Source organism: Streptomyces sp. NPDC058691, assembly GCF_042714775.1.
Lineage (GTDB): Bacteria > Actinomycetota > Actinomycetes > Streptomycetales > Streptomycetaceae > Actinacidiphila.
In genome coordinates this window covers 34,389-58,242 of record NZ_JBHXSO010000052.1, presented here as the reverse complement: position 1 = coordinate 58,242, position 23,854 = coordinate 34,389, and the positions used below count along the sequence as shown (strand labels likewise).

Below are 23,854 nucleotides of genomic sequence, written 5' to 3'. Positions count from 1 at the left end.
TCCCACCGCCCCTGTCTGTGGCGGGTTCCTACCCCCGCCGTGCGGGCGGGGGCCCGGCGGGCCCCGCCCCCCCCGCGGGAGGACCGGGCCCGCCGTCGTGCTCAGCGCGTGCCGCCCGGCTCGGGGACGCGTACGGTCGTGTACTTGCCGTCCCCGAGGTGCAGGTACGCCTTGCCCGGTTCGGGGTCGGCCCCCAGCAGGCCGTGCGGGAGGCGGGCGCCGACGGGTTCGCCGTCGCTGAGGTTGCGCGGGGCGAGGATGGCACCGCAGCGGTTGCGGCGGAGCGCGACCTGCCAGCCGCTCATGCTGCTGAGGAACGCCTCGTTGTTGCCGGCCGCGATCAGGCCCCAGCCGTCCCCGGCGGCGCCGCGGGCGAAGGTGGTGAGGTCGGAGTCGATCTCGGAGTGGGCCAGCATGTCCGCGTCGTCCAGCAGGATGGCGCCGGTCGGGCTGTCGACGCCGTGCAGGGCCCGGCGGAAGTCCGCGAGCGCCACGTCCGGGTCGGTGAGGACGTCGACGACACCCGGCCGGCCGGCCAGGGAGCGGAGCGGGGACGGCCGGGGGGCGACGACGACCAGCTTGTTGCCGCGGGCGAGCAGGGACCGGGCCATGGTGAGCAGGACCGTGCTGCGCCCGGAGCGGGGCGGGCCGGCGATGACGAAGGTCGGGACGGCGGCCAGGTCCGTTCCCACGGCGGAGAGCTCGTCGCCGCCGACCCCGACCATGGCCCACAGCGGGGAGGCGCCCTCGGGGACGCGGGCCAGGGCGTCCTCGAAGGAGAACCGGTCGGGGAGCACGTCCACCCGGAACGGGCGGAGCTGGGCCGGCACGGCGCGGTCGCGTTCGGCGGTCAGCTTGGCGATCCGGTCCAGGGCGGCGGCCTGGGCGGCACCGCTGGGGTCGGGGTCGATGAGGGCGATCTGGACGCTGCAGGTGTCCTTGAGCCGGATGGCGCGGCCGGCGGGCAGCTCGGCGGGGATCTCCCGGTAGGGCACACCGACGGCGGAGTAGTCGTTGCGGTCGTTGAGCCGCAGCACGAGCTTGTCCTCGGTGGTGGAGACGAACCGGGAGGAGGTCAGGATCCGGTCGCCGGTGAGGACGAGGTGGATGCCGACGGCGGCGCCCTCGCGGAGCAGCAGCAGCATCTTCTCCATGACGCTGCCCTGGTCGTAGGTGCCGAAGTCGCGTTCGAACGCCTCGAAGCGGTCCACCATGACGAGCAGGTGGGGTGGGCGCGTGATGGGGCTGCGGCGACGGCGCAGCTCGGTGAGATCGGCGAGTCCCCCGCGGCCGAGCTGGGCGCGGCGGCTGTTCAGTTCGGCGACCAGCCGGTTGAGCAGCCGGACGACCCGCTCGACCTGGCCGCGGTCGACGACGGCGCCGCAGTGCGGCAGCTCGGCCATCGCCTGGAGGGCGCCGTTGCCGCAGTCCAGACCGTAGATGTGGACGTCGGCGGTGCTGTGGTCGCGGGCGACGGCGGCGGCCAGGGTGCGCAGTGCCTGGGAGCGGCCGCTGCGCGGGGCTCCGATGAGATGGAGGTGCCCCATCTCGTCGAAGTCGAAGACGAGGTCGGTGCGGGCCTGTTCCGCGGGCACGTCGACCTGCCCGAAGGTGACCGGGGCGAGGCGGCCTTCCGCGTCGTAGGACGGGCCGCTGCCCTCGGGGAGCGCGTACGAGTCGGGCAGGGGCGGCAGCCAGGGGCGGCGGGGCTCGGGGATGGCGAGCAGTTCGGCGGCGGCGCCGATGCCCTGGACCAGGACCGCCAGGTCCGTGACGGTCTGGACGGCACGCTGCTCGCCTCCCCCGCGGCGGGCGGGCGGCGGGTCGCCGAGTTCCTCCCAGTGGAGTTCGGTGAGGACCGGGGCCGGATGGTCGCCCTCGGCGGCGGCGGCGAGGTCGGGGCGGCGGCCGCCGATCCGGCCGGTCTGGAACGGCAGCAGGACGGCGTGGCCGAGGCGGGCGTAGGCGCGCCCGGGGGTGCGGGGCGAGAGCTGGCCGGCGTCGGGGGCGTCGATGATGTCGCGGCTCTCGGACGGATCGGTGGTGCGCAGCGCGATCCGGAGGTTGGTGTTGGCGCGGATGTCGGCGGTGACGGCGCCGGAGGGGCGCTGGGTGGCGAGGATCAGGTGGATGCCGAGCGACCGGCCGCGCTGGGCGATGTTGACCAGGCCGGAGACGAAGTCGGGCAGCTCGCGGACCATGGACGCGAACTCGTCGATGACCAGGACGAGCCGTGGCATCGGGCCGAGTCCGGGGCGACGGGCGCGCTTGTCCGTGTAGTCGTCGATGTCCTTGGCGCCGGCGTCGGCGAGGATGTGCTCACGGCGGCGCAGTTCCGCGCCGAGGGAGGTCAGGGCGCGCTCGACGAGATGGGTGTCGAGGTCGGTGACCATGCCGACGGTGTGCGGGAGTTCCTCGCATTCGGCGAAGGCGCTGCCGCCCTTGTAGTCGACGAGGACGAAGTTCAGTTCGTCCGGCCGGTTGGCGACGGCCAGGGACGCCACGAGCGACTGCAGCAGTTCGGACTTGCCGGAGCCGGTGGTGCCGGCGATCAGACCGTGCGGCCCGTCGGCCTTCAGGTCGATGGCGAACGGCCCGTCGACGCCCTCCCCGAGGACGGCCCTGGTGCTGCGCGCGGACACCGCCCAGGCGGCGGCGACGGCCTCTGCGGTGGGCGGTTCCAGGCCGAGCACGTCCAGCAGCCGCGCCGAGGTGGGCAGCAGGCCCTCCTCGGCGTCGTCGCCGACATCCCGGACGGGGGCCAGCGCGCGGGCCACGCCGGTGAACCAGGCCGGCTCGGGCGCGTCCATGAGGACGCCGGTCACCGGTTCCACGCCGGCCTGCCGGATCCACAGTCCGCCGACCCCGGCGACGGCGACGGCCTGGCACTCCTCGGGCAGCAGCCGTTCCTCGTCGTCCAGGCAGAGCGCGTACACGCCGACCTCGGGGCCGTCGCGGAGGATCTGGATGACGCCGGGCAGGGCGCGCAGGCGGCGGGCGCCGTCCAGGACCACGAGGACGTCGGGCTCACCGGCGGCGCCGCCGCGCGGGGCGTTGCGGCCCGCCGCCTTGCGGGCGGCGATCAGGGCGCTGAGTTCGGCGACGCGGCGGCCCAGCGACTCGGCGCCGGAGCCCACGAGGCTCACGGTGTCCTCGCCCTGCGGGGCGCAGTGCGGCAGCCAGTGGACCCAGGACCATCGGTCCGCGCCCGACGAGCCGGACAGGACGTAGACGCGCAGGTCGGAGGGGCTGTGCAGGATGGCGGCCTGGGCGACGAGCCAGCGTGCCAGGGAGGCCATGATCTCGGCCCCGCTGCCGTCGGCGGGGGCGCCGCCGACCCGGAGCGCCGCGTCGGAGGCGCGTACGTCGGCAGCGAGGCCCACGACGCCCGCCTCGCGGAGCGACACCGCGACGGGCACGGCGTGGGTGGTGCGGGTGACCCGGCGGCGGTGCTCGGACTCGGCGGGGTCCTCCAGCTCGACCCAGGCGGGCCGGTCGGCCAGCCCGAACCGGAGCAGCAGGAAGTCGTCGTCCCGCCAGCGGCGTTCCCACAGGCGGCGGCGCGGACCGGCGGCGATGAGCAGGGCGGTCGCCGGGTCGGGGCAGGCGGCGCGGCGAGCGGCCTGCTCGGCGAGGACCGCGTCCTCGACCTCCTCGTCGAGCTGGGCCTTGGTCTCCTTGTACGCGGCGAGCTGCTCCGCGTACGTCTCCTTGCCGCGCCGCTTGGCGGTGAGCTGGTTGACCAGGGCCATGACCGGGGAGAGCAGGCCGAACAGGAGCATGCGGGAGTTGCCGGTGATCGCGGTCATGGCGCCGGACATGACGAGCGGCGCGAAGATCATCGGCAGCTGGATCCTGCTGCGGGGCTGCTTGCTGGGCTCTCGCGGCAGCCTGAAACGGTTCTTCGGGGTCGGCGGGAGCAGCCGGGGCGGCCGGTTGTAGTCGAGTCCGGTCCCGTCGGCCGAGGGGACCACGGCGGCGTCGGGAGCGGTGGGTTCGGCCCGTTCCAGCAGGACGGGCCCGCAGGTCAGCACGCCGGCAACGGGCCAGTCCCGCCACTCCTCGCCGCCGGTCAGCCCGGTGCCGGTCAGCTCGGTGCCGTCCAGGCGCAGGGTCTCGCCGCGCGCGGCGCGTACCGAGACAGCGCCGTCCACGGCGACGGTGAGGTGGGCGGCGGTGGCGGGGAGGTCGCCGGCCGGCAGCCGGACCCGGGCCGTCTCGGCAGAGCCGATCTCGAAGTTCCCCGGCGGCAGCCGGAACACCGATCCGGCGCCGGTGCCGCCGATGGCGCGCAACTCGGCCACGCCTTCGGGCTCCTGGCCGGCGCGCGGCACGTCGAGCGGCGTTCCGAGGGCGAGCAGGCCGCCCGAGCGCAGTCCGGCGGCGCCCACGGCCTGCTCCGCGGGCAGCCGCTCGGCTCCCGCGTAGAGGACGGGCGGGTCGTCGGCGGGCGAGGTGCCGTGCAGGGCCTGACCGATTTCTCCGGCGATGTCGCCGACCGGGACACCGGGGTCGGTGTCGATCACGATGTCGGCCGCCCGGCCCGTCCGGGGATCCGGGTCGACGACGGTGACGGTCAGGCGCATGGGGGTGTTCCTCGGTTCCTCGTGAAGCGAACGGGGGCGGGGCGGGGCGGGCCGGACAGGTCTGCGGTCCGGCCCGTCCGCCAGGTGCCGGGCTTACTAGGGCGTGTTTCGAAAGTCCCTCCCCCAGCTACCGCTGGGAGGTGCCCCCACCCGCGACGCCTGGCACGGCATCTCGCTGCGTTGTCGAATCGTCCGAGTAGCCCACTACGAGGACGACCCTCCGCCTTGCGATGCACCGCACCAGACGCCGCGGGACCCGCCCTCCGGGCGGCCGGCGCTACTTTCGAAACACGCCCTAGTGGGGGAGGCTGTTGCCGAGCTGGTTGTCGGTCTCGGTGAAGCCCTCGCCGACGCTCTTGACGTACTGGGAGATGCCCGGCAGGCCCTCGATGACATCGTTGTAGCCCTTGTGGAAGGACTCGAAGAACGGGCGGAACTTCGTCTCTGCGGCGGGCGTGCGGTAGCCGTCGGCGAGAAGGTTGTCGATGTCGGTCTTGATCTTCCGGAGCTGGGCGATGGCCTGGTCGTACTCGTTGGTCACGGTCGCCGACGTGGAGTCGGTGATCTCGGTCTTGACGTCGAACTGAGGCATGAGGGCTGTTCCTCTCCTGTGGTGCGGGCCGGGCGGTCGGGGTCGGCTGTCAGGTGGGCTGTCGCGGGCGGGGAGCCGGTTACCGGCCCGGGTTCTGTTCGCTCTGCTCGGCCTGGATCCAGGCGAGTTCCTCCGGGGTGAGTGACACCGGACCCTCGGGCTGGGGCGGGTTGAGCAGTTCCCGGTTCTGGTTGTCGTTGGCCGTGTTGATGAACTTCACCGGAATGTCCGTGTACAGGACCTCCGGGCCCTTGGTGTTGAAGATGTGGCTGTTCTCCAACTGCTTGTTGGTGACGCCGTTGGCGACCGAGGTGCCCACCCCGAGGGCGGCGTTCTCCAGGGCGTTCGTGGGGTCCGCGCCCAGGCCGATCTGGACGCCGGCGACGGCGAAGTTCTGGACGACGCCCTTGAGCGCGCTGCGGGCGGCTTCCCAGGCGAACTCGCGGTAGTCGTCGGGCTTGAGGGTGCTGCCCACGTTGAAGTCGTAGTCGTCCACGGCCGAGTGCTGCTCGGTGAAGCCGCCGGAGCCGTCGATGCCGGCGACCTTGGTGCCGCCCGCGTCCCGGACCGTGACGGCGCTGCTGTCGCCCGCGGTGAAGGTGTGGGTGGTGCCGTTGCCGTCCACCGACCCGGTGACTCCGCTGTGGCCGACGTGCAGCGTGGTGTTCTCGCCGTTGCCGGTGTACTGGAAGTCGGCCGAGCCGTGCGGGTTCTGCGTGATGGTGACGCCGTTGCCGGGGTCGGTGGTGGTGGCGGTGCCGTGGTCGACGGTGGTGCCGGGGGCGCCGCCGGGCGGGGTGAACGTGGCGGGGCCGCCCAGGTTGGAGACCGTGGTGCCGTCGCTGAGCGTGGCCGTCTGGTGGGCGGGGACGGAGGGCCCCTGCTGACCCGGCGGCGGGGTGACGGCGGGGTGGTCGGTGACATGGACGCCGGGGCCCCCGGTGAGGCTGTTGTCCGGCCGCACGGTGACGGAGTCGCCCGCGCCGCCCGGGCCGCCGACCTGGAAGGTCCCGCTGCCGGTGTGGTCGACGTGCAGGCTGCCACTGCTGACGCTGGAGCCGCCGCCCCAGATCGGCACCTGGACGCTGGGGCCGCCCGGGTGGTTCGCGCCGACGGTGAAGGTCGCGGGCGGGCCCTGTGGGGCGAAGGGGCTGTCCTTGCCGGGCAGGACGCCGGACTTCTCGGCCGGGGTGGTCGCGTTGGGGAAGCCGCTGTCGGACTTGGTGACCGTGACGTTGCCGGTGTCCACCGTGGACCGGCCGCCGAAGCCGCCGGTGTGGTGGATGGTGGGGCCGTTGCCCGGCGTCTGCACGGTGATGCCGCCCTGGCCGTCGCCGGTCACCGTGGACACGGAGGTCTCGCCAGGTCCGTTGCCGATCGGGTTGCCGCCCGTGTCGACGGGCCTGCCCTGGGCATCGACCGGACCGTTGGGGTTGGGTCCGAGGTGTGTGACGCCGCCCGGGCCGAAACTCGCGGTTCCCGCGCCGTGTTCGACGGTCACATGCCCGTCGCCGTTGTGGCTGACGGTGCTGCCGGGGGCCGCGTACGGGTGGGCGCCGTGGGTGGTGACGGTGGTGCCGCCCGTCCCGTTGGTCAGGGTGTTGTCGCCGCCGACGAGCGGGGGGCTGCCGACGTAGGCCGGGCCCTTGTCGGGCGGGGTCTGGACCGTCCCGCCGTCGCGCGTCGCCGTGATGTCGGCGCCGCTGGGTGAATTCTCCACGCTGAGCTGCCCGTTGGGGTCAACGGTGTGGCCGACGCCGGACTTGTCGTCGACCGTCCGCGTGGAGAAGCCGCCGTTGCCGTCCGGGGTGAGCGTGGTGGTGTGGCCGTTGCCCGCCGCCGTGATGGTGCCGTTGGTGTTGCTCACGCTCTGCCCGGAGGCATTGGTGACCGTGACCGACTGCCCGCCGACCTGGGCGCTGCCGTCGGGGCCGGTGACGTGCACGGTGCCGTCGGCGCCGGAGGTGGTGGTCGTGGTCGCGGTGTCGCCCTGCTGGCTGAAGCTGACGCCGTCGCCGCCCGGGCCGCTCTGGACGGTGACGCCCTGCGAGCTGATCCCGTTCGCGCCCAGCTGGGCCTGGGCGGGGTTGCCCTGGGCGTCCGGGTGGGTGATGTCGGCGGTCGGGTTGCCCGTGCCGTCGGTGCCGGGGCGGACGGTGAACGCCCCGCCGTGGCCGTCGTTCACGGTGGCGCCGGCGCCGCCCGCGCCGCTGTCGACGGTGGTGCCCTGCCCGACCGGGGCGCTGGAGACCGTGCCGTTGCCGGTGGCCACCAGTCCGCCGTTGACGTGCGTCGTGGCACCGTTCGGGCCGAGCGTCGTGGTGCTGCCGCCGACGGCGACCGTGGCTCCGCCGTTGTGGCCGACCGTGACCGACACGGCGGGCTGGCCGCCCGGGGCACCCGCGGTGATGCCGCCGGGGCCGTTGTGGGCGAAGAACCCGGGCCCGGTGGCGGTCGTGCCGTTCGGGCCGGTGGTCACGTGGAAGCCGCCGGAGTCGAGGGTCGTGCCGCCGCCGGAGACCGAGGCCGTCGTGGTGACGACGTGGCCGGTGCCGTCCACGGTGCTGGTCCCCTGCACGGTGACGGTCGGGGTTCCGTGGCCGTCCACGGAGACCGTGAGGTTGCCGTGTGCCACCGGATGGCCGGGGGCCGCCTGCGCCAGCGGCGGGGGTGGGGTGGGGGCGCCGTCCGGCCCCGGAGGGCCGTGCTGGCCGGGGGCGGGGGTGATGACGCCGTCCGGGCCGACGTGGTACTGGAACCCGTTGTGCGTGAAGTCGGCGGTGCCGTCGGCGTGGACGGTGCTGCCGCCGGCGGTGAGTGTGCCGTTCGCGCCGTGGCTTATGCCGCCGACGTCGAAGGCGCCGTTCTGGCCGACGGTGAACTGGGCGCCGTTGTCGCCGGTCAGCGTGACGCCGTCCGGAGTGAAGAACGCCGTGCCGCCGCCGCCCGGGCCGCCCTGCACGGTCACGATGCCGTCGCTGTCGGCGCTGACGGACGGGCCGCCCTGTGTTGTCACGTTGACCGCGGAATCGAGTCCGTAGTGCCCTGCGCTGCTGTCGAACTGCACCGTGGTGTTGGGTTGGTGGGGGTCGGGGACGACCGTGAACCCGTCGCCGCTCAGGTGCGTGGTCGGACCGCCGATCGAGCTCACCGTCGCGGTGCCGTCCGGATGGAGGGTGCCGGTCACCCCGTTGTCGTGGACCGGGACACCGCCTGCCTGAGGCGGGTCGACGTGCTGGTGGCCCGGCAGGTCCACGCCGCCGCCGATGTGGTCCGCGGGAGCCGTGACATGGTGCCCGGCGATATTGACCTCGACGGTCCCGTGCGCCCCGGCGCCGGTGTCGTGCGTGACCACCGGGGGGTTGCCGGGAGCGCCGTGGAACACCGAGGTGACGGTGCCCTGGTGCTGGACGGAGACCCCGTCCCCGGACACCGTGGTGGTGCCGCCCGCGTCGTGGACCGTGAGTCCCCCGGTGTGGATGTCGCCGCCCGCCCCGACGGTGAAGGCGGGCGGGTTGGGGCCGTGAGTTCCCGCCTCCACCGTGCCGCTGAAGGCGACCGTGCCGTCGGCGCCCTGCGTGACACCACCGCCGAACGGGCCGTTCGAGGTCGTGAACCCGTTGTCGGTCAGCGTGGTGGTGAGGTGCGAGCCCTTGCCGGCCGGGGTGTCCACGCTGGTCTGGGTGCCGTCGTACGTCACCTTGTCGCCCTGCGGGCTCTCGATCGTGTTCGTGTCGCCCGAGGTCTTGGAGGTGAAGCCGTCCGGGGTGGTCGTCTTCGTCGTGGTCTTCGGCTCCGGCTGCGGGTTGCCGTCCGCCGGCGCAGCGGGCTTGGGGGTGGCCGGCTCGGTCTTGGTCTCGGTCGTCGTACCGTCCGGCGTGGTGACCTTGGTCTTCAGCGCGCCGGTGGTCTGGTCGCCCTCGGTCTTGCCCGTGATGCCGTGGAAGCCCGTCTTCTGCGGCATCTCCCGGCCGTTGACGTGCAGGAGGCTGCCCGGAGTGAAGCTCGACGCGGAGAACGCCTTGCCGACGTTGCTCTTGAACTTGCCCTCCGTGGTGAAGGCGTCCTTGAGGTTGTTGGCGAACTTCGTGCCGCCGAGCACGGCGAAGCCGCCGCCGACGGCCGCGCCGACCGCGGCGCCGGCGAGGATTCTCGCCGCGTCCAGTTGTTTGCCCGCGGCGAGGTCCGAGATGACGGTCGCGGTCGCGCCGAGCGCGAACTCGGTGGTCCCCTCGGCGACCGCCTTCTGCGTCACCACGAAGGCCGGCCTGACCTTGAGACCGTCGTAGTTGACGCCCCGGCCCAGCGGGGTGAGGACCTTGCGGGTGAAGGTCGATCCCTTCATCCAGCCCTTGACCGCGTTGGACATGGTGCCCGCGCCCCGGCCCGCCGTCGCCAGCGCCTTGCCCAGCGGGGCGAACTTCGACACGACGTTGCCGAGCCTGCCCAACTGCCCCAGCAGCACCCCGCCCGGGACGATGGTCAGCAGGCCGACAATTAACTCACCTATTTCCAGGTGGCCTTGGGAGACCATCCGGACCACCGACAAGCCGAAGGCCAGGGCGCCGATCAGGATCCCCACCACGGGGAAGAAGATCGCGACGAGACCGGCGAAGATGCCGATGATGATCTCGAAGATCGGATGGTCGGCGAGCCAGTCGCCGATCTTCTGGAAGATGTTCCGTGCCGGAATGGCCTGATCGGCCGCCTCGTCGAGGGTCCTGGACGCGCTCGCGGACCCGTCCTCGCGCATCTGCCGGGCCTGCTGGGCCAGCGCTGTCGCCGCCGACAGCTGCGACTTGGCGTTGCCGACCTCCGTCACCCGCTCGTCGTGGCTCGACGTCTGCTCCGGCGTGGCGTTCTCGGGCATGTCCGGGACCACCGCGGAGGCGGTCGCCGCGATGGGGCCGCCTTGGTCGATCGCCCGGTCCAGCAGGCTCTGCGCATCGGTGAGCACTCCGGCGTAGACGGAATAGGCGTCCGCCGCCGAGTGGAAGGACGTCCGCGTCCGGTCCAGGAAGCGCGGCATGTCCTTGATCTTGTCCTGGAGGGCGGCCATCGCCTGGCCCTTGCCGTGCCGGATCGCCGCGTCGGTGCCGAGCAACCGGTACGCCTGGTCCGCCTGGTCACCCAAGTCCCGGTACGTCCGGGCGAGGGTACGAATGGCCTCCGGGTCGCCCGGGGTAGGGTCGGTGTCGAAACCGAGCGCTTCCCATCCGCTTGTGTGCCGCCTCGCCATAGCGTTGTTGCCCTTCTCCGATCGTTCACCGCTCGGCCGTACCAGTAGCAACTCCGGTATGGCTAGGCTCAGTTCACCACCCGACTATCCCCCGCCCGGATGAACCGTTCATGACAGTAGTGTGTCGGGCGAGCACTGCTCAGGAGGATGGAGATTGCGCTCCGCAAACATTTCGGCCATGTGCGCCGCGGCCATGGTCAGGCGCCCGGCCGCGCTCGTACTGGCCATCGGGGTGGCCCTCGCCGCGCCGGTTCTGACGCCGGCTCGGACGGCGTCGGCGGCCCCGGCCCGCGCGGCCGCCGTGGCGGCGGTCACCGCGAGCACCGCGGACGACGTCAAGTACTACGTCGTGAAGTCCTCCCAGCAGAACGACGGGCAGGTGGAGACCCTGCTCGCCATCGCCGAGCGCACTCTCGGCGACGGCAACCGGTTCTCCGAGATCCTCGACCTCAACACCGGGCGCAGGCTTCCCGACGGCTTCCCCTTCACCCGGCCCGAGCAGTTGGTCCCCGGCTTCGCACTGCGCCTGCCCGACGACGCGACCGGTGACGGCGTACAGGTGGGGCCGCTGCCCGAGGCCACGGTGGCGGCCGCCACCGGAGGGGCGTCCGCGCCGCTGACCATCGCCGGAACGGCCTCCTTCAGATCGGGGTTTCCGATCGGACCCCTCGTCGGCGGCGGTGCCGGCCTCGCCCTGCTCACCGTCCTCATCATCGCCCGCCGTACGCTGGCCCGGTTCGCCCGCCGCATCGGCACGGCCCTGTGGCGCGCCGCCCGCGTGCTGCGCCCGCGTCTGCCACGCGCCGCCCAGCGCGCGCTGCGCCGTCGGCGCCGGGCCGCCCTGGGCCGTTCCCTGGTCACCGACACCCACACGCTTCCGGTCGTACGGCACACCCTGCGCGAAGTGCTGGCCACGCCCGGTTCCGGTCCGGGCACGGGCCCTGGCCCTGGCCCTGGCAGCCCGCCCACCCGGGTCTACAGCGTGCTCGCCCTCCCCACCAAGGTGCTCGCCGCCGTCTCCGCCACCGGGCCGGCCCCTGAGCGGTGGACGGCCCTTGAGCCCACTCGCTGGGAGCGCACCGGGGTACCCGCCTCCGTCGAGGACGGCGGCCCGGACGACGGCCTGCCCCTCCCGCTCCTGGCCCGCGTGGGCGTGAGCGAGCGCGGGCACGGCCAGTTCCTGGTCGACCTCGGCCAGCTCAACGGGACCCTCAGCATCCTCGGTGACCTGCGGGTCGCCCGGGACACCTTGGCCGCGCTGGTGCGCAGCCTGCTGGACAGCGCGCGCCAGGACAATGCCGAGGTGACGGTGGTCGCCGTCGACCCGGCCCGCACCGTGCTGCCCGACCTGCACGCGCAGCACGGGCTGCTGCGGGTGCCCGGCCTCCAGGACGTCAGCGGCGGTTCCCGGTCCCCCCTGGCCGTCCCGGCACCGGAAGTCGGCGCCGGCCTCATCCGTAGCGCCACCCGCACGGCCCCCGTCACCGGGATACTCGTGCTGGCCCAGCCGCCCGCCGAGAAGGACCTCCCCGCACTCACCCGGCTCTCCTCTCGGGACGGCGGCTGGATCGTGCTCGCCACCGGGGACGTCCCGGGCGCCCACTGGCGCTGGCAGGCGGAGGAGGACGGCACCGTCGACACCGGGATCCTGGGCCACAGGGTCTTCGTCCCGGCCCAGACCGTGCCGGTGCCCGCGGGCACGGGGTGAGGCCGGTCAGGCAGGACAGGGCAGCTTTCGACTACCAGGACCAGATCCGAACGGATCCCCAAGCATCGGCGCGGAACCCGAACGATTCGTTGACCGCCGTCATGGCGTCATTTCCGACGGCGTTCCATGTGGTGACACGACTCAGCTCCGGCTCATGCTCGCGAGCCCATGAAAGATTGGCCTCTTTCAATACCGCCCCCAGGCCCTGCCCGCGGTGCGCCGGAAGCACGACCGTGTCCCACTGGCTTGCGTCCCGATCATGCGAACTGGCCATGCCTAGCGCGGAGTAGCCGACCAGAAGGCCACTCTCCATGTGCCGCACAGCGGTGATGTAGGTGCGCAAGCCCCAGGCACGCAGGACGGCATACAGGCCATCGACCTTTTCGGCGTCGAATGTCTCCGCCGCGCCGCGGCCTGAGCCGGCTGCCTCGTCCTCGGCAAGCCGGGTGGACATGGCCGCGAACTCCGCCAAGGACTCGGCGGGGACACCACCACGCCAGCGCGCGAGACGGTAGCCGACCGGTACCTCGTAACCGTCCTTGCGAGGACGGTCGGCGATGTTCAGCGACAGCCGACGGTATCGGGCGACCCGCTCGGCGCCGGTGGCCTCGGCGAACGCATCACCGGGCCCGATCTCGGCAGAGCTGGAGGTGAATGCCGTCAACTTCTTCACGCCCATCCCGCCGAGATACTCCCGGGCTGCGGACAGCAACGTTCGCCCCACTCCCTGACGTCGCATTTCAGGGTGCACCGAAAGAAAGACCAGATCCGCGCCCTTCAGCGGGTTGTTGTCGTCCAGGCCGACCACACAGATCCCGGCCGGGTGGCCGTCGCCCCAAGCAACCCAGACCGATATTCTCTGTCCGGGGCGAGGCCTCACGATCTGCCCGATGAAAGACGCCCTGCAAACCGGCGGATCGGCAGGGAAATCGAACCCGTGGGCATGCCGATGCACGGCGTGGAATTCCTCCAACACCGTTTCCTCAAGAACGGATATGGGTTCCACGGTGAACAGGGACTTCTTCATCGGTCCAGCCCTCGGTAGTGACAGTGCGCCCATCCCATTCTGCTCCCGTCCTGCGACTCCAGCAGCATGGTGTGTGCGGTGCGGGCCGGCCCCACTCCCCAAGTCGCCCTCAGGCGGCCATGGCCGCCTGAAGAGCCGTCACCCCTCCGGCAGTTCCACGATCACCAACGTGCCACGGCTTCCGGGGCGGACCGCGTGCGCAGTTCCCGCCGCCACCATGAAAAGCTCGCCCGCCCGCACCGACACCGGCAGACCATCCACCTCCAGCTCCAGCCGGCCATCGAGGACCAGCAGAGCCTCCGCGGCACGATGGCTCTCCTCCCCGACCGGCAGTTCGTCCATGCGCAGTACCTTCACGCAGGCCTCCCCCACCAGGCCCAGCCTCTGAGAACTCCACGCCTCCGGCAGACCGGCCGCAGTCTCCGTCAGGTTGACCACCATCACGGCACACCTCTCCTCACCAGCCCGGTCGGTCATGGCGAACGGGCCCGCGCACAAAAAACAATGGATGCCTTGAAAGCTATCCGACATCAAAAAGGAATTGGTCGACCGTTCGGCAAAGCGGCAGGGCTGGTCGTCTCCGCCCCCGCCGGCACCGTCAGCAAGGCGCCCGCCGGCGAGACCCTCGCCCCGTAACCGCCGTTCCGCCAAGCTGTCCTGGGGTACTTCAGGACAGCCTGGCCGATACGATGCCCTGGTCCGGCCTCCGAGTCCGATGGGGCCGGACAGGGTGACCGGTGGGGGTTTTGGCGTGGGGCGTGTTCTGGCGGGCCGGTACGAGTTGCGGGCCAGGTTGGGCCGTGGCGGCATGGGCGAGGTGTGGTCCGCCCATGACCGGGTCATCGGTCGTGAGGTCGCGGTCAAGCTGCTGCAGTCGCATCTGACGGGTGACGACGCGGCGCAGTTGTTCTTCCGCGAGGCGCGGACCGCTGGTGCGCTCAATCACCCGGGTGTCGTCACGGTCTTCGATCTGGGCCGGGACGCCGATGAGACGTTGCTTCTGGTGATGGAGCTCGTCGGGGGCCGCAACCTCGGGCAGGTGCTGCGGGAGGCCGGGACTCCTTCGATCGCCGACGCGGTCGAATGGACCGCACAGCTTGCCGACGCTTTGGCGGCCGCGCATGCGGCCGGCATCGTCCACCGGGATCTGAAGCCGGCGAATGTGATGCTGACCGAGTCGGGGGTCGTGAAGGTCCTGGACTTCGGTATCGCCCGCCACGTGGAGACGGGCACGCTGTCCGACACGCGGGTCATGGGCACGTTGGCCTACATGCCGCCGGAGCGGTTCGAGACGGGCCGGCAGGATGCCCGGGGCGACCTGTACTCGCTCGGCTGTCTGCTGCACGAGCTGCTGACGGGCAGCAGCCCGTTCGGGGAACTCAGGACGAGCGCGTTGATGTTCGCTCACGTGCACCGCACACCGGATGCGCCGAGTGTTCGGCGGCCGGCTGTGCCCGAGGCCCTCGATGCGCTGGTCGCACAACTGTTGGCGAAGAGACCAGAGGACCGGCCCGCTTCCGCTGCCGAGGTCCGCGACCGGCTGCGGGCTGTGGCCGCGTCCACCGAGACCTCGACGTCCACGACCGGGTCGGTGGAGGCGTCCGCGGACACGGCACCGCTCACCGAGGTGGACCCGGGCACGGCCGGAGGAGACGGTAAGGGTGCTGACGCTCCGTCATCTGACGTCGCGCATGAGCGGGACCCTTCCGCTCGGCGTAAATCGCGTCGTCTCGCGGCGGCTTGTGTCGCGTTGCTCCTGACGGCCGGTGCGGGTGCGGGCGTCGCCGCGTGGGTCTCCGGGGGTACGGACCGCAGCGGCCGGCAGCCCGTCGCGTCGGGCTCCGTCAAGAAGCCGCGCGTGAAGAGGGTGTGGGCTGTCCCTCTTGAGGGCAAGGTGTCGGCCAGGCCGGTCCTGGCCGACGGGATGCTGTACGCCGGCGACGAGGACGGCAAGGTGTACGCGTTGGACGCGGCCACCGGTCGAACGAAGTGGACCTACGACGCCGGAAGCCGGAAAGAGGCGTCACCCGCGGTGGCCGACGGCACCGTCTACGCCGGCTGCAAGGACGGCAGCGTGTACGCGTTGGACGCCGCGACCGGTCGGGTGAAGTGGAAGTTCTTCACCGGTTTCGGAGTCTATTCGACGCCGGTGGTGGCCGACGGCGTCGTGTATTTCGGAACCGCGGACGGCAGGGTCTACGCGGTGGACGCCGTCACCGGCAAGGAGAAGTGGACCTATCGCACCGGCAAGCAGATCACGTCCTCGCCTGCGGTGGCGGACGGTCGCGTCTACGTCGCCGGTTACGACTACCGTCTGTATGCGCTGGACGCGGCCACGGGCGCGAAGAAGTGGGCCTACAACACCCGTAGTTATCTCGATACGACTCCGACCGTCGCGGACGGGACGGTGTACATCTACAGCGACTACCGCCACACCACGTATGCGCTCGACGTGCGTGACGGGCGCGTCAAATGGACGAGTGACATCGTCAACGTGCAGGTGGGCGCCCGCGGCGAGATGTTCGGGTGGGCTGCGGAACCTGCCGGGGAGACCGGGGCGGCCGGCAAGTTCGGCGCGGTGGACGCCGCCACCGGTGACAAACGGTGGCTCGTCGACCTCACCGAGGACGACTTCGCGACAGGCACCGCCCTGGCCGGCGACACGGTGTATGCGGGAAACGGCAAGCTCTACGCGATCAATGCCGCCTCCGGACACGTCCGGTGGTCCTACGTTCTCGACGGGACGGTCAGTTCGGCACCTGCCGTGGCCGACGGCATCGTCTATGTGGCCGGCGACGACGAGAAGATGTACGCCCTGACCGCTGAGGGTCGATAATCCACCCGTGGCCACCAGGAACGTCGACGGGACCGAACGCGGCCCGCACCCCCGATCGTCCCTGACCGCGTCGGCCGGGCGTGCCTTCGGCGCCATCCCGCCAACCGCACTGGTGCTGCTCGGCATTGTCAGCGTTCAGGTGGGCTCGGCATTGGCCAAGCACCTGTTCGACGCGGTGGGCAGCTTCGGGACGGTCGCGTTGCGGCTGTTCTTCGCGGCGGCGGTGCTGCTGCTGTGGTGGCGGCCGTCGCCGCGCATGGGTCGTCGCACGTGGACGGTGGTGCTCGGCTACGGCGTGGTCCTCGGCTTGATGAACCTGTGCTTCTACCTGTCGCTGGCCCGGATCCCGCTGGGGATCGCGGTGACCGTCGAATTCCTCGGGCCGCTGGCGGTGGCCATGGCCGGGTCGAGGCGATGGCTGGACGCCTTGTGGGCCCTGCTGGCGGCGGGCGGTGTGGTCCTGCTGATGGAGGGACGCGGCGACCTCGACGCCGCCGGTCTTCTGTTCGCCCTGGCCGCGGGAACGTGCTGGGGCCTGTACATCCTGATCGGAGCGGCACTGGGCCGCCACACCACGGAAGGCAACGGCCTGGCTCTGGGAATGGCCGTCGCGGCACTGGTGACCGTGCCGTTCGGCGTGGCCGACAGCGGAGCGGCGCTGACGCAGCCGTGGGTCCTGGTCGCGGGGCTCGGCGTGGCCCTGCTGTCGTCGGTGATCCCGTACACGCTGGACCTGGAAGCACTGCGCAGGATCCCACCGCGTGTGTTCGGCATCCTGATGAGCCTCGAACCGGCGATGGCGGCCCTCATCGGCCTCATCGTGCTCCAGGAGTCGCTGCACTGGACGCAGTGGATCGCGGTGCTGTGCGTGGTGGCGGCATCGGCGGGCGCCACACGCGGCACCCGTCCGGACGCCTGACCTCGGCGGGGCGGACGTTCCCGAACGGTCAGGCCCGTGAACGCGACCGTGAACGCGACCGCGACACCAGACGGGTGGCGATCGGCGCCGCTCCCCAGCACAGATAGGCCCAGTCACCCGTCAGGGACACCGGCACCGACACGGCGAAGCACGCCGCGATGGCGATGCTCCTCTCCAGTGCATCGGAGAAGATCCCGGGCGGGGCCCCCGCGCCGGCCAGGCCGGCCCGCGGTATGTGCCAGGCCATCAGCCCGAACAGCAGGGCGGCCAGCGTCTGGATCACCGCGAAGAAGCCGAACCGGGCCTGGAACGCGCCATCCGGGGCGAGCACCTTCATGGCGAAGGGAATCAGCACGACCATCAGCAGCCACAGGCCGTTGATCCCGCTGAGAACGCCGTCCAGCCGTCGCACGGCGCGGAACATCCGGCGGTGTGACGACCAGTGGGCCCATACCACCGCGAAGCTGATCAGGAAGGCCTGGTAGTCACGGCGGTCCTCGGTCGCCGAGTGCCACAGCTCGGAGTTGGTGTGCCCCTGGGGCAGGGGCAGTTCGAGAGCGAGCAAAGTGATCGCGATGGCCACCACGGCGTCGGTGAACAGCAGCATGCGTTCGGCCGCCGGCGTGGGATGCGTCTCCTCGCCCACCGTTCCGTCCTCGTGCTCCCGCACGGCCAGGGACTCGCCCGGTCCGGAATCCTTCGCCACAGCCACCCCGCCCGGTCCGTCGTAGCGTCACATGTTCGCGGGAGTCTACTCACGCCACCGAACCCCTCCGCCACCAGGGCATGATGCCAATCTTCCATGGATATGCCGCAAATTTGCTCTGTCTGCTCAGAACCTTGCGAGCTCCGATAAGGGTCTGTACGTTCGGGGCGCCGGTTTTCCACGTTCCTGAAGGAGCTTCAGATGCGGGCGATCCCCAGACCTTCGCGTGGCATCGGCCGCGCCGGGCACAGGTTGGCGGCGATCGCTCTCGCAGCGGTCGGCGCATTATGCGTGTCGGCCCTGCCGGCGAGTGCCGCGTCCCATCGCGCCCCGGCGCCCGAGACGCCCCGGGCGGGCCAGACGACGTCCGTGGCCCGGCAGGCGCAGGCGTCGCGCGCCGCCGCCGCGTCGGGCGCGACGACTCCGTTCAGGATCTACGAAGCCGAGGCGGGCACGACGGGTGGGGGCGCCACCGTCACGTCGTTGACGTCGCCGCCCTCGACCCAGTACTCCAGCGCCGCCCTCGAAGCCTCCGGCCACGCCTACGTGCACCTGAACGGCGCCGGGAACTCCGTGCAGTGGACGAACACCACCGGTGCGCCCATCAGTTTCCTCAACGTCCGCGCCGGCATCCCGGACTCCGCCTCCGGCGGCGGCACGACCGCGACGCTGAACCTGTACGTCAACGGCGTCTTCCGGCAGGCCCTCAACCTCAACTCCAAGCAGACCTGGGTGTACGAGGGCAACAACAACTACAACACCAGCGACAACCAGAACCCCGCCGACGGCAATCCCCGCGTCTTCTGGGACGAGTCGCACACCTTCGTCACCGGCGCGCCGATCCCGGCCGGAGCCACCTTCTCCCTCCAGAAGGACGCCGCCAACAACGCGTCCTTCTACGACGTCGACTCCGTCGACGTGGAGAACCCGCCGGCGCCGCTCGCCCAGCCGGCGAACTCGATCTCGATCACCAGTTGCGGCGCGGTCCCGGACAACACCCCGACCAACGGCGCGGCCGACAGCCAGGCGGTGGACAGCCGGGCCGCGATCCAGAACTGCATCAACCAGGCCCAGTCGCAGGGCAAGATCCTCTGGATCCCGCAGGGCACCTTCTACGTGAAGGGCACCACCGGCCTGACCGCGCAGGGGATCACCATCGCGGGCGCCGGTATGTGGTACAGCACGATCTACCGCGATGTGCCGGTCCCCAACAGCACGCCCCTGGCGGCGCTGTTCAACGTGACCTCCTGCACGGTGCAGAACTTCCACATCGACGCCAACGCGGTCAGCCGCAGCACCATCGGCGGCGACGGCGGCGCGATGGACACCACCGGGACCAACTGGGTCGCCGACGGCATCTGGACCCAGCACACCATGTCCGGCTTCTGGGCCTCGGGCACCGGCGGCACCGTCCGCAACAGCCGGCTGACGTCGATCTGGGCCGACGGAATCAACGTCAACAACGTGTCGCTCGGCGCCGACACCGGCAACAACCTGACCGTCACGAACAACTTCGTCCGGGGCACCGGGGACGACGCCATCGCCATCAACTCGGTCCGCTACAACACCAACGGCGACGGCTCCCAGACGTTCTACAACCCGATGACGAACATCACCGTGAGCGGCAACACCTCGATCGCGCCGTGGGGCGGCAAGGGCATCGGGATCTACGGCGGCAGCGGCCACCACGTCAGCGGCAACTACATCAGCGACACCGCCCGCTACATCGGCCTGGGCGCCGGCCGGTTCGGCGTCAACGGCAGCGACCTGCTGTCCGCGTCGGTCTCCGACAACACCGTCGTCCGCTCCGGCGGCAACGCGTACAGCCAGGGGCAGCCCGCGTTCCACATCGGCAACGGCGGCGACGGGCAGAACACCGGCATCGTCGACCACGTCACCGCCACCGGCAACACGGTCGTGGACTCGCTCTACGACGGGATCGGCTTCTCCACGTCGACCAACACCCTGCTGCAGAACAACACCGTCACCGGCCCCGGCCGCAACGGCATCGTGATCTCGCCGCCGTTCTATCCCGCGCCGACCGGCTCCGCCGCCATCACCGGCAACACCGTCACGGGCCTGCACCCCGGGGCCACGGCCTTCGTCAACAACTCCGGAGGCTTCTCGGCCACTTTGACCGGCAACAACTGGGAACCCCCGGCGCCCGGGGGCCCCTACGGGGGCACTCCCGCCCCGGTCCCCGGCACCGTCCAGGCGGAGAACTACGACACCGGCGGCCAGGGCGTGGCCTACAACGTCACCAGCGTCAACGGCAATGCCAACGGCTACCGCGCCGATGGCGTCGACCTCGAGGCCACCTCGGACACCGGCGGCGGCTACAACCTCGGCTGGACCTCCGGCGGCCAGTGGTTCCGATACACCGTGGACGTCGCCACGGCCGGAACGTACACGGTGGGCCTGCGTCTGGCGGCCCCCGCGGCGGTGGCCGGTGCGCTGCACCTGTCCAGCGCCTCCGGCGCCAACCTCACCGGTACCGTCGACGTACCGGCCACCGGCGGCTGGCAGACCTGGGCCACCGTCACCGCCAGGGTCACGCTGCCCGCGGGCCGCCAGGTCCTCACGCTCAACCAGGACAACGGCGGCTGGAACGTCAACTCCCTCGCCTTCACGGCGGCGGGAGGCAACCCGCCGGCCACCCTCTCGGCGTCCCCCGCCTCGCTCACCTTCGGCAGCCAGGCGCTGAACACCACCAGCGCCGCGCAGTCCGTCACCGTCACCAACTCCGGCGGCACCGCGGCCTCGGTCTCCTCGGTCACCGCCGGCGGTGACTTCGCACAAAGCAACTCCTGCGGTTCGTCCATCGCCGCCGGAGCCTCCTGCACGATCGGTGTCACGTTCACCCCGACGGCCTCGGGCACGCGCACGGGTACGGTCACCATCTCCGGCAACGCCTCCAACAGCCCGACCACCATCCCGCTGTCGGGCACCGGGACCGCCGGCACGAACCTCAACCTGGCCGCGGGACGGCCGACGAGCGAGTCGAGTCACAACGACGTCTATCCCTCGTCGAACGTGACCGACAGCTCCCGGTCCACCTACTGGGAGAGCGCCAACAACGCGTTTCCGCAGTGGGTCCAGGTCGACCTCGGGTCGGCGCGCAGCGCGTCCAGGATCGTGCTGCAACTGCCCGCCGGCTGGGGCGCACGGACCCAGACCCTGTCCGTGCTGGGCGGCACCGACGGATCGAACCTCACCACCGTCAAGTCCTCGGCGGCCTACACCTTCGACCCGGCCGCCGACAACACCGTCACGATCACCTTCCCCGCCACCACCCAGCGCTACTTCCGCCTGAACATCGGCGCCAACACCGGCTGGCCCGCGGGACAGCTCTCGGAGTTCCAGATCTGGGCCACCTGACCGGCCGCGCGACGCGCCGCAGACCCCCCTGCCCCCGGACGCCTCGGCGCGTCCGGCGGCAGGGGCACCACTCGGGCGACGACCGGCCGACGACCGGGCGGCGTCAGACGGTCTGGCCGACCGGCCCGGTCGAGAAGGACTCCCAGCGGTCGAGCTCGGCGAGGCGGGAGCGCAGCGACTCCCGGATCCGCCCGACCGCGTCCGCGCCGACGGCCAGGCGCAGGGGCGGCTCCTCCATCGTCGCCACCGCCGTGATCGCGTCCACCACCTTCTCGGCGTCGCCGAACGCCGTCGCGGGCAGCGCGGAGAAGTCGGTGAGGAACTTCCCGACGGTCGGTGCGTACACCTCGTGTGGCAGGACGACCTGGAGACTGGTGGCGAACTCGGTGGCGAAGAGGCCGGGTTCGACGATGGTCACCTTCACGCCCGTGTGGGCGAGTTCGTACGCGAGTGCTTCACTGGCGAGTTCCACAGCGGCCTTGGAGGCCGAGTACAGGCCTGATGAGGCCCATGCGGACTGGCCGTTGACCGAGGAGATCTGCACGACCCGGCCGCGGGACGCGCGCAGCGCCGGGAGTGCGGCGCGCAGGACGGCGAGGTTGGCCAGCACGTTGGTGTCGAAGATCGCGCGCGCGTTGTCGGCGTCGATCTGCTCGACGGGGCCGAACAGTCCGTAACCGGCGTTGTTCACCAGGACGTCCAGGCCGCCCGCCGTCCGCACGGCGTCGGCGAGCACCTGCTCCGCCCCGGGCGCGGTGATGTCGAGCGGGATCGTGGTGACCCGCCCCTGCTGGGCGTGGTCCGCCAGTTCGGCGAGCCGGTCGCTGCGGCGGCCGACGGCGATCACGTGGGCGCCGCCGGCGAGCGCGCGCTCGGCGACCATGTGGCCGAAGCCCGAGGTCGCACCGGTGATGAGCCAGGTCGAAGTCATGGGGATGCTCCCTGTCGAGGGCCGTGCGCTGCGCACGGTGGCTTGGAATGCGGGGCCGCACGGTGGCGTCCCGCACCCCAGCAGAACGCCGGGGGATGCGCGTGACGGCCTCGGAACCGGTCCGCCGCTTCCTGGGATCCGGAGGGCCACCCTTGCCGGGACACGCCGCTTCACCAGGAGAGAGCATGGGGATATGGAGCGGAATGAAGGGCTCGCCGAGTTCCTGCGCGCCCGGCGCGCGGCGATGGATCCGGAGCGGCTCGGTCTGCACGGCATGGCGCCGCGACGGGTCCCCGGGCTGCGCCGGGAGGAACTCGCGGCGCTGGCCGGCGTCAGCGTGGACTACTACACACGCCTGGAGCAGGGCCGTCCCATCACACCCTCGGACTCCGTGCTTGACGCTCTGGCGAACGCCCTGCAGCTCGACCCGGCGGAACGCAGCTACCTGAACACGGTGGCGCGCCCGGAGATCGGGGGTCGCCGCCGGGCCTCGCGTGCCGTGCAGAAGGTGCGCCCCGGGATCCATGCGCTCCTCGCCCGGCTGGAGGGCACCCCGGCCCTCGTTCTGGGACGCCGCACCGACATCCTGGTGATCAACCGGATGGGCCGTGCGCTGCTCGCCGACTTCGGCGCGATGCCGGCCCGGGAACGCAACGCCGCGCGCTGGATCGTCCTCGACGAGGCGGCGCGGTCACTCTTCGCCGACGACTGGGAGAGGGTCGCCTCCGAGTTCGTGGGAACACTGCGCATGGATGCCGCCCGCCACCCGGACGACCCCAGAACCGCCGAACTCGTGGGCGAGCTGTCCATGAAGAGCGAGCGCTTCCGCCGCTGGTGGGCCGCGCAGAAGGTGGTGCGGTTCACCCACCACACCAAGTACCTGCGCCACCCGGTCGTCGGCCACCTCACGTTGCGCACCGAGGCGCTGGCCTTCCCCGGCGACCCGGACCAGACCCTGCTCACGTTCCTCGCCGACCCCGGCTCGCCCTCGGACGAGGCGTTGACGGTGCTGTCCGTCTGGGCCGCCGACCGCGGCCGCGCGGGTGACGGGAGAGCCGGCGACGGGAGAGCCGGCGACGGGAGAGCGGACCGGAACGCGCCTCACGAGTGAGCCGGCCGCGCCGGTCCGCAGGAGTCCGCTACCAATCGATCGTGGCAAGCACGAACGGCTCGGTCTCGGGTGCCTCCTTCCGGGCCTTCAGGGCTCGTTCGGCGGGAGCGCCCGCGGGCACGCGCAGGGCAGGTTCAGGCTGCTCGATCGTGTCGGCCACGACCGCGGCGACCTCCTCGGAGGTGATGACCTCGCCGCGCAGAGCGCCGAGTTGCCGGTACAGCGGGGCGTACGGACTCTCCTCCTCGATGAACGACCGCGCCTGCTCGGCACCGTTGGTGGACACCGCGCCCGGCTGCACGATGCTCACCTTGATGCCGAAGTGGCCCGTTTCGATGGCCAGTGTCTCGGCCATCGCCTCCAGCGCCCACTTGCTCGCGCCGTACGGGCCGATGATCGGCAGTACCAGTCGTCCCTGGATGCTGGAGACGAAGACGAGGCGGCCGGATCCCCGTTCCCGCATCGCCGGCAGCACCCCCTGCACCACGCGCAGCGCACCCACGGTGTTGAGCTGGTAGAGCCGTTCGACCTCCGCGAGCGGAACAGTCTCCAAGGGTGCGCGCACCGTCGCGCCGGCGTTGCTGACCAGCACGTCGACCTCGCCGGCCTCCCTGATGGCCTGGTCGACACTGTCCTGATCGGTGACGTCGAGGCGCAGCCGCATGTCCACGGGCAGGTCGGCCAGAGTGTCAGGGCGGCGAGCGGTGGCGATCACGCGATGGCCCCGGTGTGCCAGTTCGATGGCGATGGCACGGCCGATTCCCTTGGACGCGCCGGTGATCAGTACGGACGACATGGTGGTTCTCCTCGTCGACGGGTCG

13 protein-coding genes are annotated in these 23,854 nt (G+C 71.6%); 5 read left to right on the top strand and 8 right to left on the bottom strand.

The features are described from left to right. Positions 1-101: 101 nt before the first annotated feature. The 3 genes from ACFWVC_RS29975 to ACFWVC_RS29965 all read right to left on the bottom strand — a co-directional run bounded on the left by ACFWVC_RS29975 (position 102) and on the right by ACFWVC_RS29965 (position 10,312). Complete coding sequence (locus tag ACFWVC_RS29975; RefSeq protein WP_384294022.1) at positions 102-4,586, bottom strand: FtsK/SpoIIIE domain-containing protein; 4,485 nt, start codon at positions 4,584-4,586, stop codon at positions 102-104. A gap of 295 nt (positions 4,587-4,881) precedes the next feature. Then, on the bottom strand, positions 4,882-5,178 hold the full coding sequence (locus ACFWVC_RS29970; protein WP_360905839.1) for a WXG100 family type VII secretion target: 297 nt from the start codon (positions 5,176-5,178) through the stop codon (positions 4,882-4,884). Between the two features lie 79 nt (positions 5,179-5,257). Next, positions 5,258-10,312 carry a hypothetical protein gene (locus ACFWVC_RS29965; RefSeq protein WP_384294016.1) on the bottom strand — a complete coding sequence of 1,685 codons (5,055 nt, stop codon included), beginning with the start codon at positions 10,310-10,312 and terminating at the stop codon, positions 5,258-5,260. Positions 10,313-10,595: 283 nt separating this feature from the next. Between ACFWVC_RS29965 and ACFWVC_RS29960 the strand changes: the two genes are divergently transcribed. Beyond that, positions 10,596-12,125, top strand: coding sequence for a hypothetical protein (locus ACFWVC_RS29960; protein ID WP_384294013.1), 1,530 nt, complete (start codon positions 10,596-10,598; stop codon positions 12,123-12,125). A 31-nt stretch (positions 12,126-12,156) separates the two neighbouring features. Here the strand turns inward: ACFWVC_RS29960 and ACFWVC_RS29955 are convergent, their stop codons facing one another. After that, positions 12,157-13,152 (bottom strand): GNAT family N-acetyltransferase, encoded by a 996-nt coding sequence (locus tag ACFWVC_RS29955; protein WP_384294010.1) that lies wholly within the window; start codon positions 13,150-13,152, stop codon positions 12,157-12,159. 138 nt (positions 13,153-13,290) lie between these two features. Then, positions 13,291-13,593 carry a cupin domain-containing protein gene (locus ACFWVC_RS29950; protein WP_384294004.1) on the bottom strand — a complete coding sequence of 101 codons (303 nt, stop codon included), beginning with the start codon at positions 13,591-13,593 and terminating at the stop codon, positions 13,291-13,293. Between the two features lie 274 nt (positions 13,594-13,867). Here ACFWVC_RS29950 and ACFWVC_RS29945 point away from each other — a divergent pair, with 274 nt between their 5' ends. After that, the gene (locus ACFWVC_RS29945) at positions 13,868-15,988 is read left to right on the top strand and encodes a PQQ-binding-like beta-propeller repeat protein (RefSeq protein WP_384293998.1); all 2,121 of its coding nucleotides are present in this window, start codon (positions 13,868-13,870) and stop codon (positions 15,986-15,988) included. 7 nt (positions 15,989-15,995) lie between these two features. Beyond that, positions 15,996-16,907, top strand: a complete 912-nt coding sequence (locus ACFWVC_RS29940) for a DMT family transporter (protein WP_384293994.1) — start codon at positions 15,996-15,998, stop codon at positions 16,905-16,907. Between the two features lie 28 nt (positions 16,908-16,935). Here ACFWVC_RS29940 and ACFWVC_RS29935 read toward each other — a convergent pair whose 3' ends face one another. Continuing rightward, entirely contained in the window at positions 16,936-17,619 is a 684-nt protein-coding gene (locus ACFWVC_RS29935) for a TMEM175 family protein (protein WP_384293990.1), read from the bottom strand. A 363-nt stretch (positions 17,620-17,982) separates the two neighbouring features. Here ACFWVC_RS29935 and ACFWVC_RS29930 point away from each other — a divergent pair, with 363 nt between their 5' ends. Then, entirely contained in the window at positions 17,983-20,991 is a 3,009-nt protein-coding gene (locus ACFWVC_RS29930; protein WP_384293984.1) for a carbohydrate-binding protein, read from the top strand. Positions 20,992-21,094: 103 nt separating this feature from the next. On the opposite strand, the gene ACFWVC_RS29925 is transcribed toward ACFWVC_RS29930, so the two are convergent. Next, a complete protein-coding gene (locus tag ACFWVC_RS29925; RefSeq protein WP_384293981.1) occupies positions 21,095-21,922 on the bottom strand; it encodes an SDR family oxidoreductase in 828 nt (275 codons plus the stop codon). Positions 21,923-22,115: 193 nt separating this feature from the next. On the opposite strand from ACFWVC_RS29925, the gene ACFWVC_RS29920 reads away from it, so the two are divergent. Beyond that, positions 22,116-23,033: a helix-turn-helix domain-containing protein gene (locus tag ACFWVC_RS29920; RefSeq protein WP_384293978.1), complete on the top strand. Its 918-nt coding sequence runs from the start codon at positions 22,116-22,118 to the stop codon at positions 23,031-23,033. Between the two features lie 28 nt (positions 23,034-23,061). Here the strand turns inward: ACFWVC_RS29920 and ACFWVC_RS29915 are convergent, their stop codons facing one another. Then, positions 23,062-23,829 carry an SDR family oxidoreductase gene (locus ACFWVC_RS29915; RefSeq protein ID WP_384293973.1) on the bottom strand — a complete coding sequence of 256 codons (768 nt, stop codon included), beginning with the start codon at positions 23,827-23,829 and terminating at the stop codon, positions 23,062-23,064. Between the last annotated feature and the right edge of the window lie 25 nt (positions 23,830-23,854).

Coding starts and splice junctions, on each gene's coding strand:
- ACFWVC_RS29945 (WP_384293998.1), top strand. CDS start 13,868: ATGGGGCCGGACAGGGTGACCGGTGGGGGTTTTGGCGTGGGGCGTGTT.
- ACFWVC_RS29970 (WP_360905839.1), bottom strand. CDS start 5,178: ATGCCTCAGTTCGACGTCAAGACCGAGATCACCGACTCCACGTCGGCG.
- ACFWVC_RS29925 (WP_384293981.1), bottom strand. CDS start 21,922: ATGACTTCGACCTGGCTCATCACCGGTGCGACCTCGGGCTTCGGCCAC.
- ACFWVC_RS29950 (WP_384294004.1), bottom strand. CDS start 13,593: ATGGTGGTCAACCTGACGGAGACTGCGGCCGGTCTGCCGGAGGCGTGG.
- ACFWVC_RS29955 (WP_384294010.1), bottom strand. CDS start 13,152: ATGAAGAAGTCCCTGTTCACCGTGGAACCCATATCCGTTCTTGAGGAA.
- ACFWVC_RS29920 (WP_384293978.1), top strand. CDS start 22,116: ATGGAGCGGAATGAAGGGCTCGCCGAGTTCCTGCGCGCCCGGCGCGCG.
- ACFWVC_RS29915 (WP_384293973.1), bottom strand. CDS start 23,829: ATGTCGTCCGTACTGATCACCGGCGCGTCCAAGGGAATCGGCCGTGCC.
- ACFWVC_RS29975 (WP_384294022.1), bottom strand. CDS start 4,586: ATGCGCCTGACCGTCACCGTCGTCGACCCGGATCCCCGGACGGGCCGG.
- ACFWVC_RS29960 (WP_384294013.1), top strand. CDS start 10,596: ATGTGCGCCGCGGCCATGGTCAGGCGCCCGGCCGCGCTCGTACTGGCC.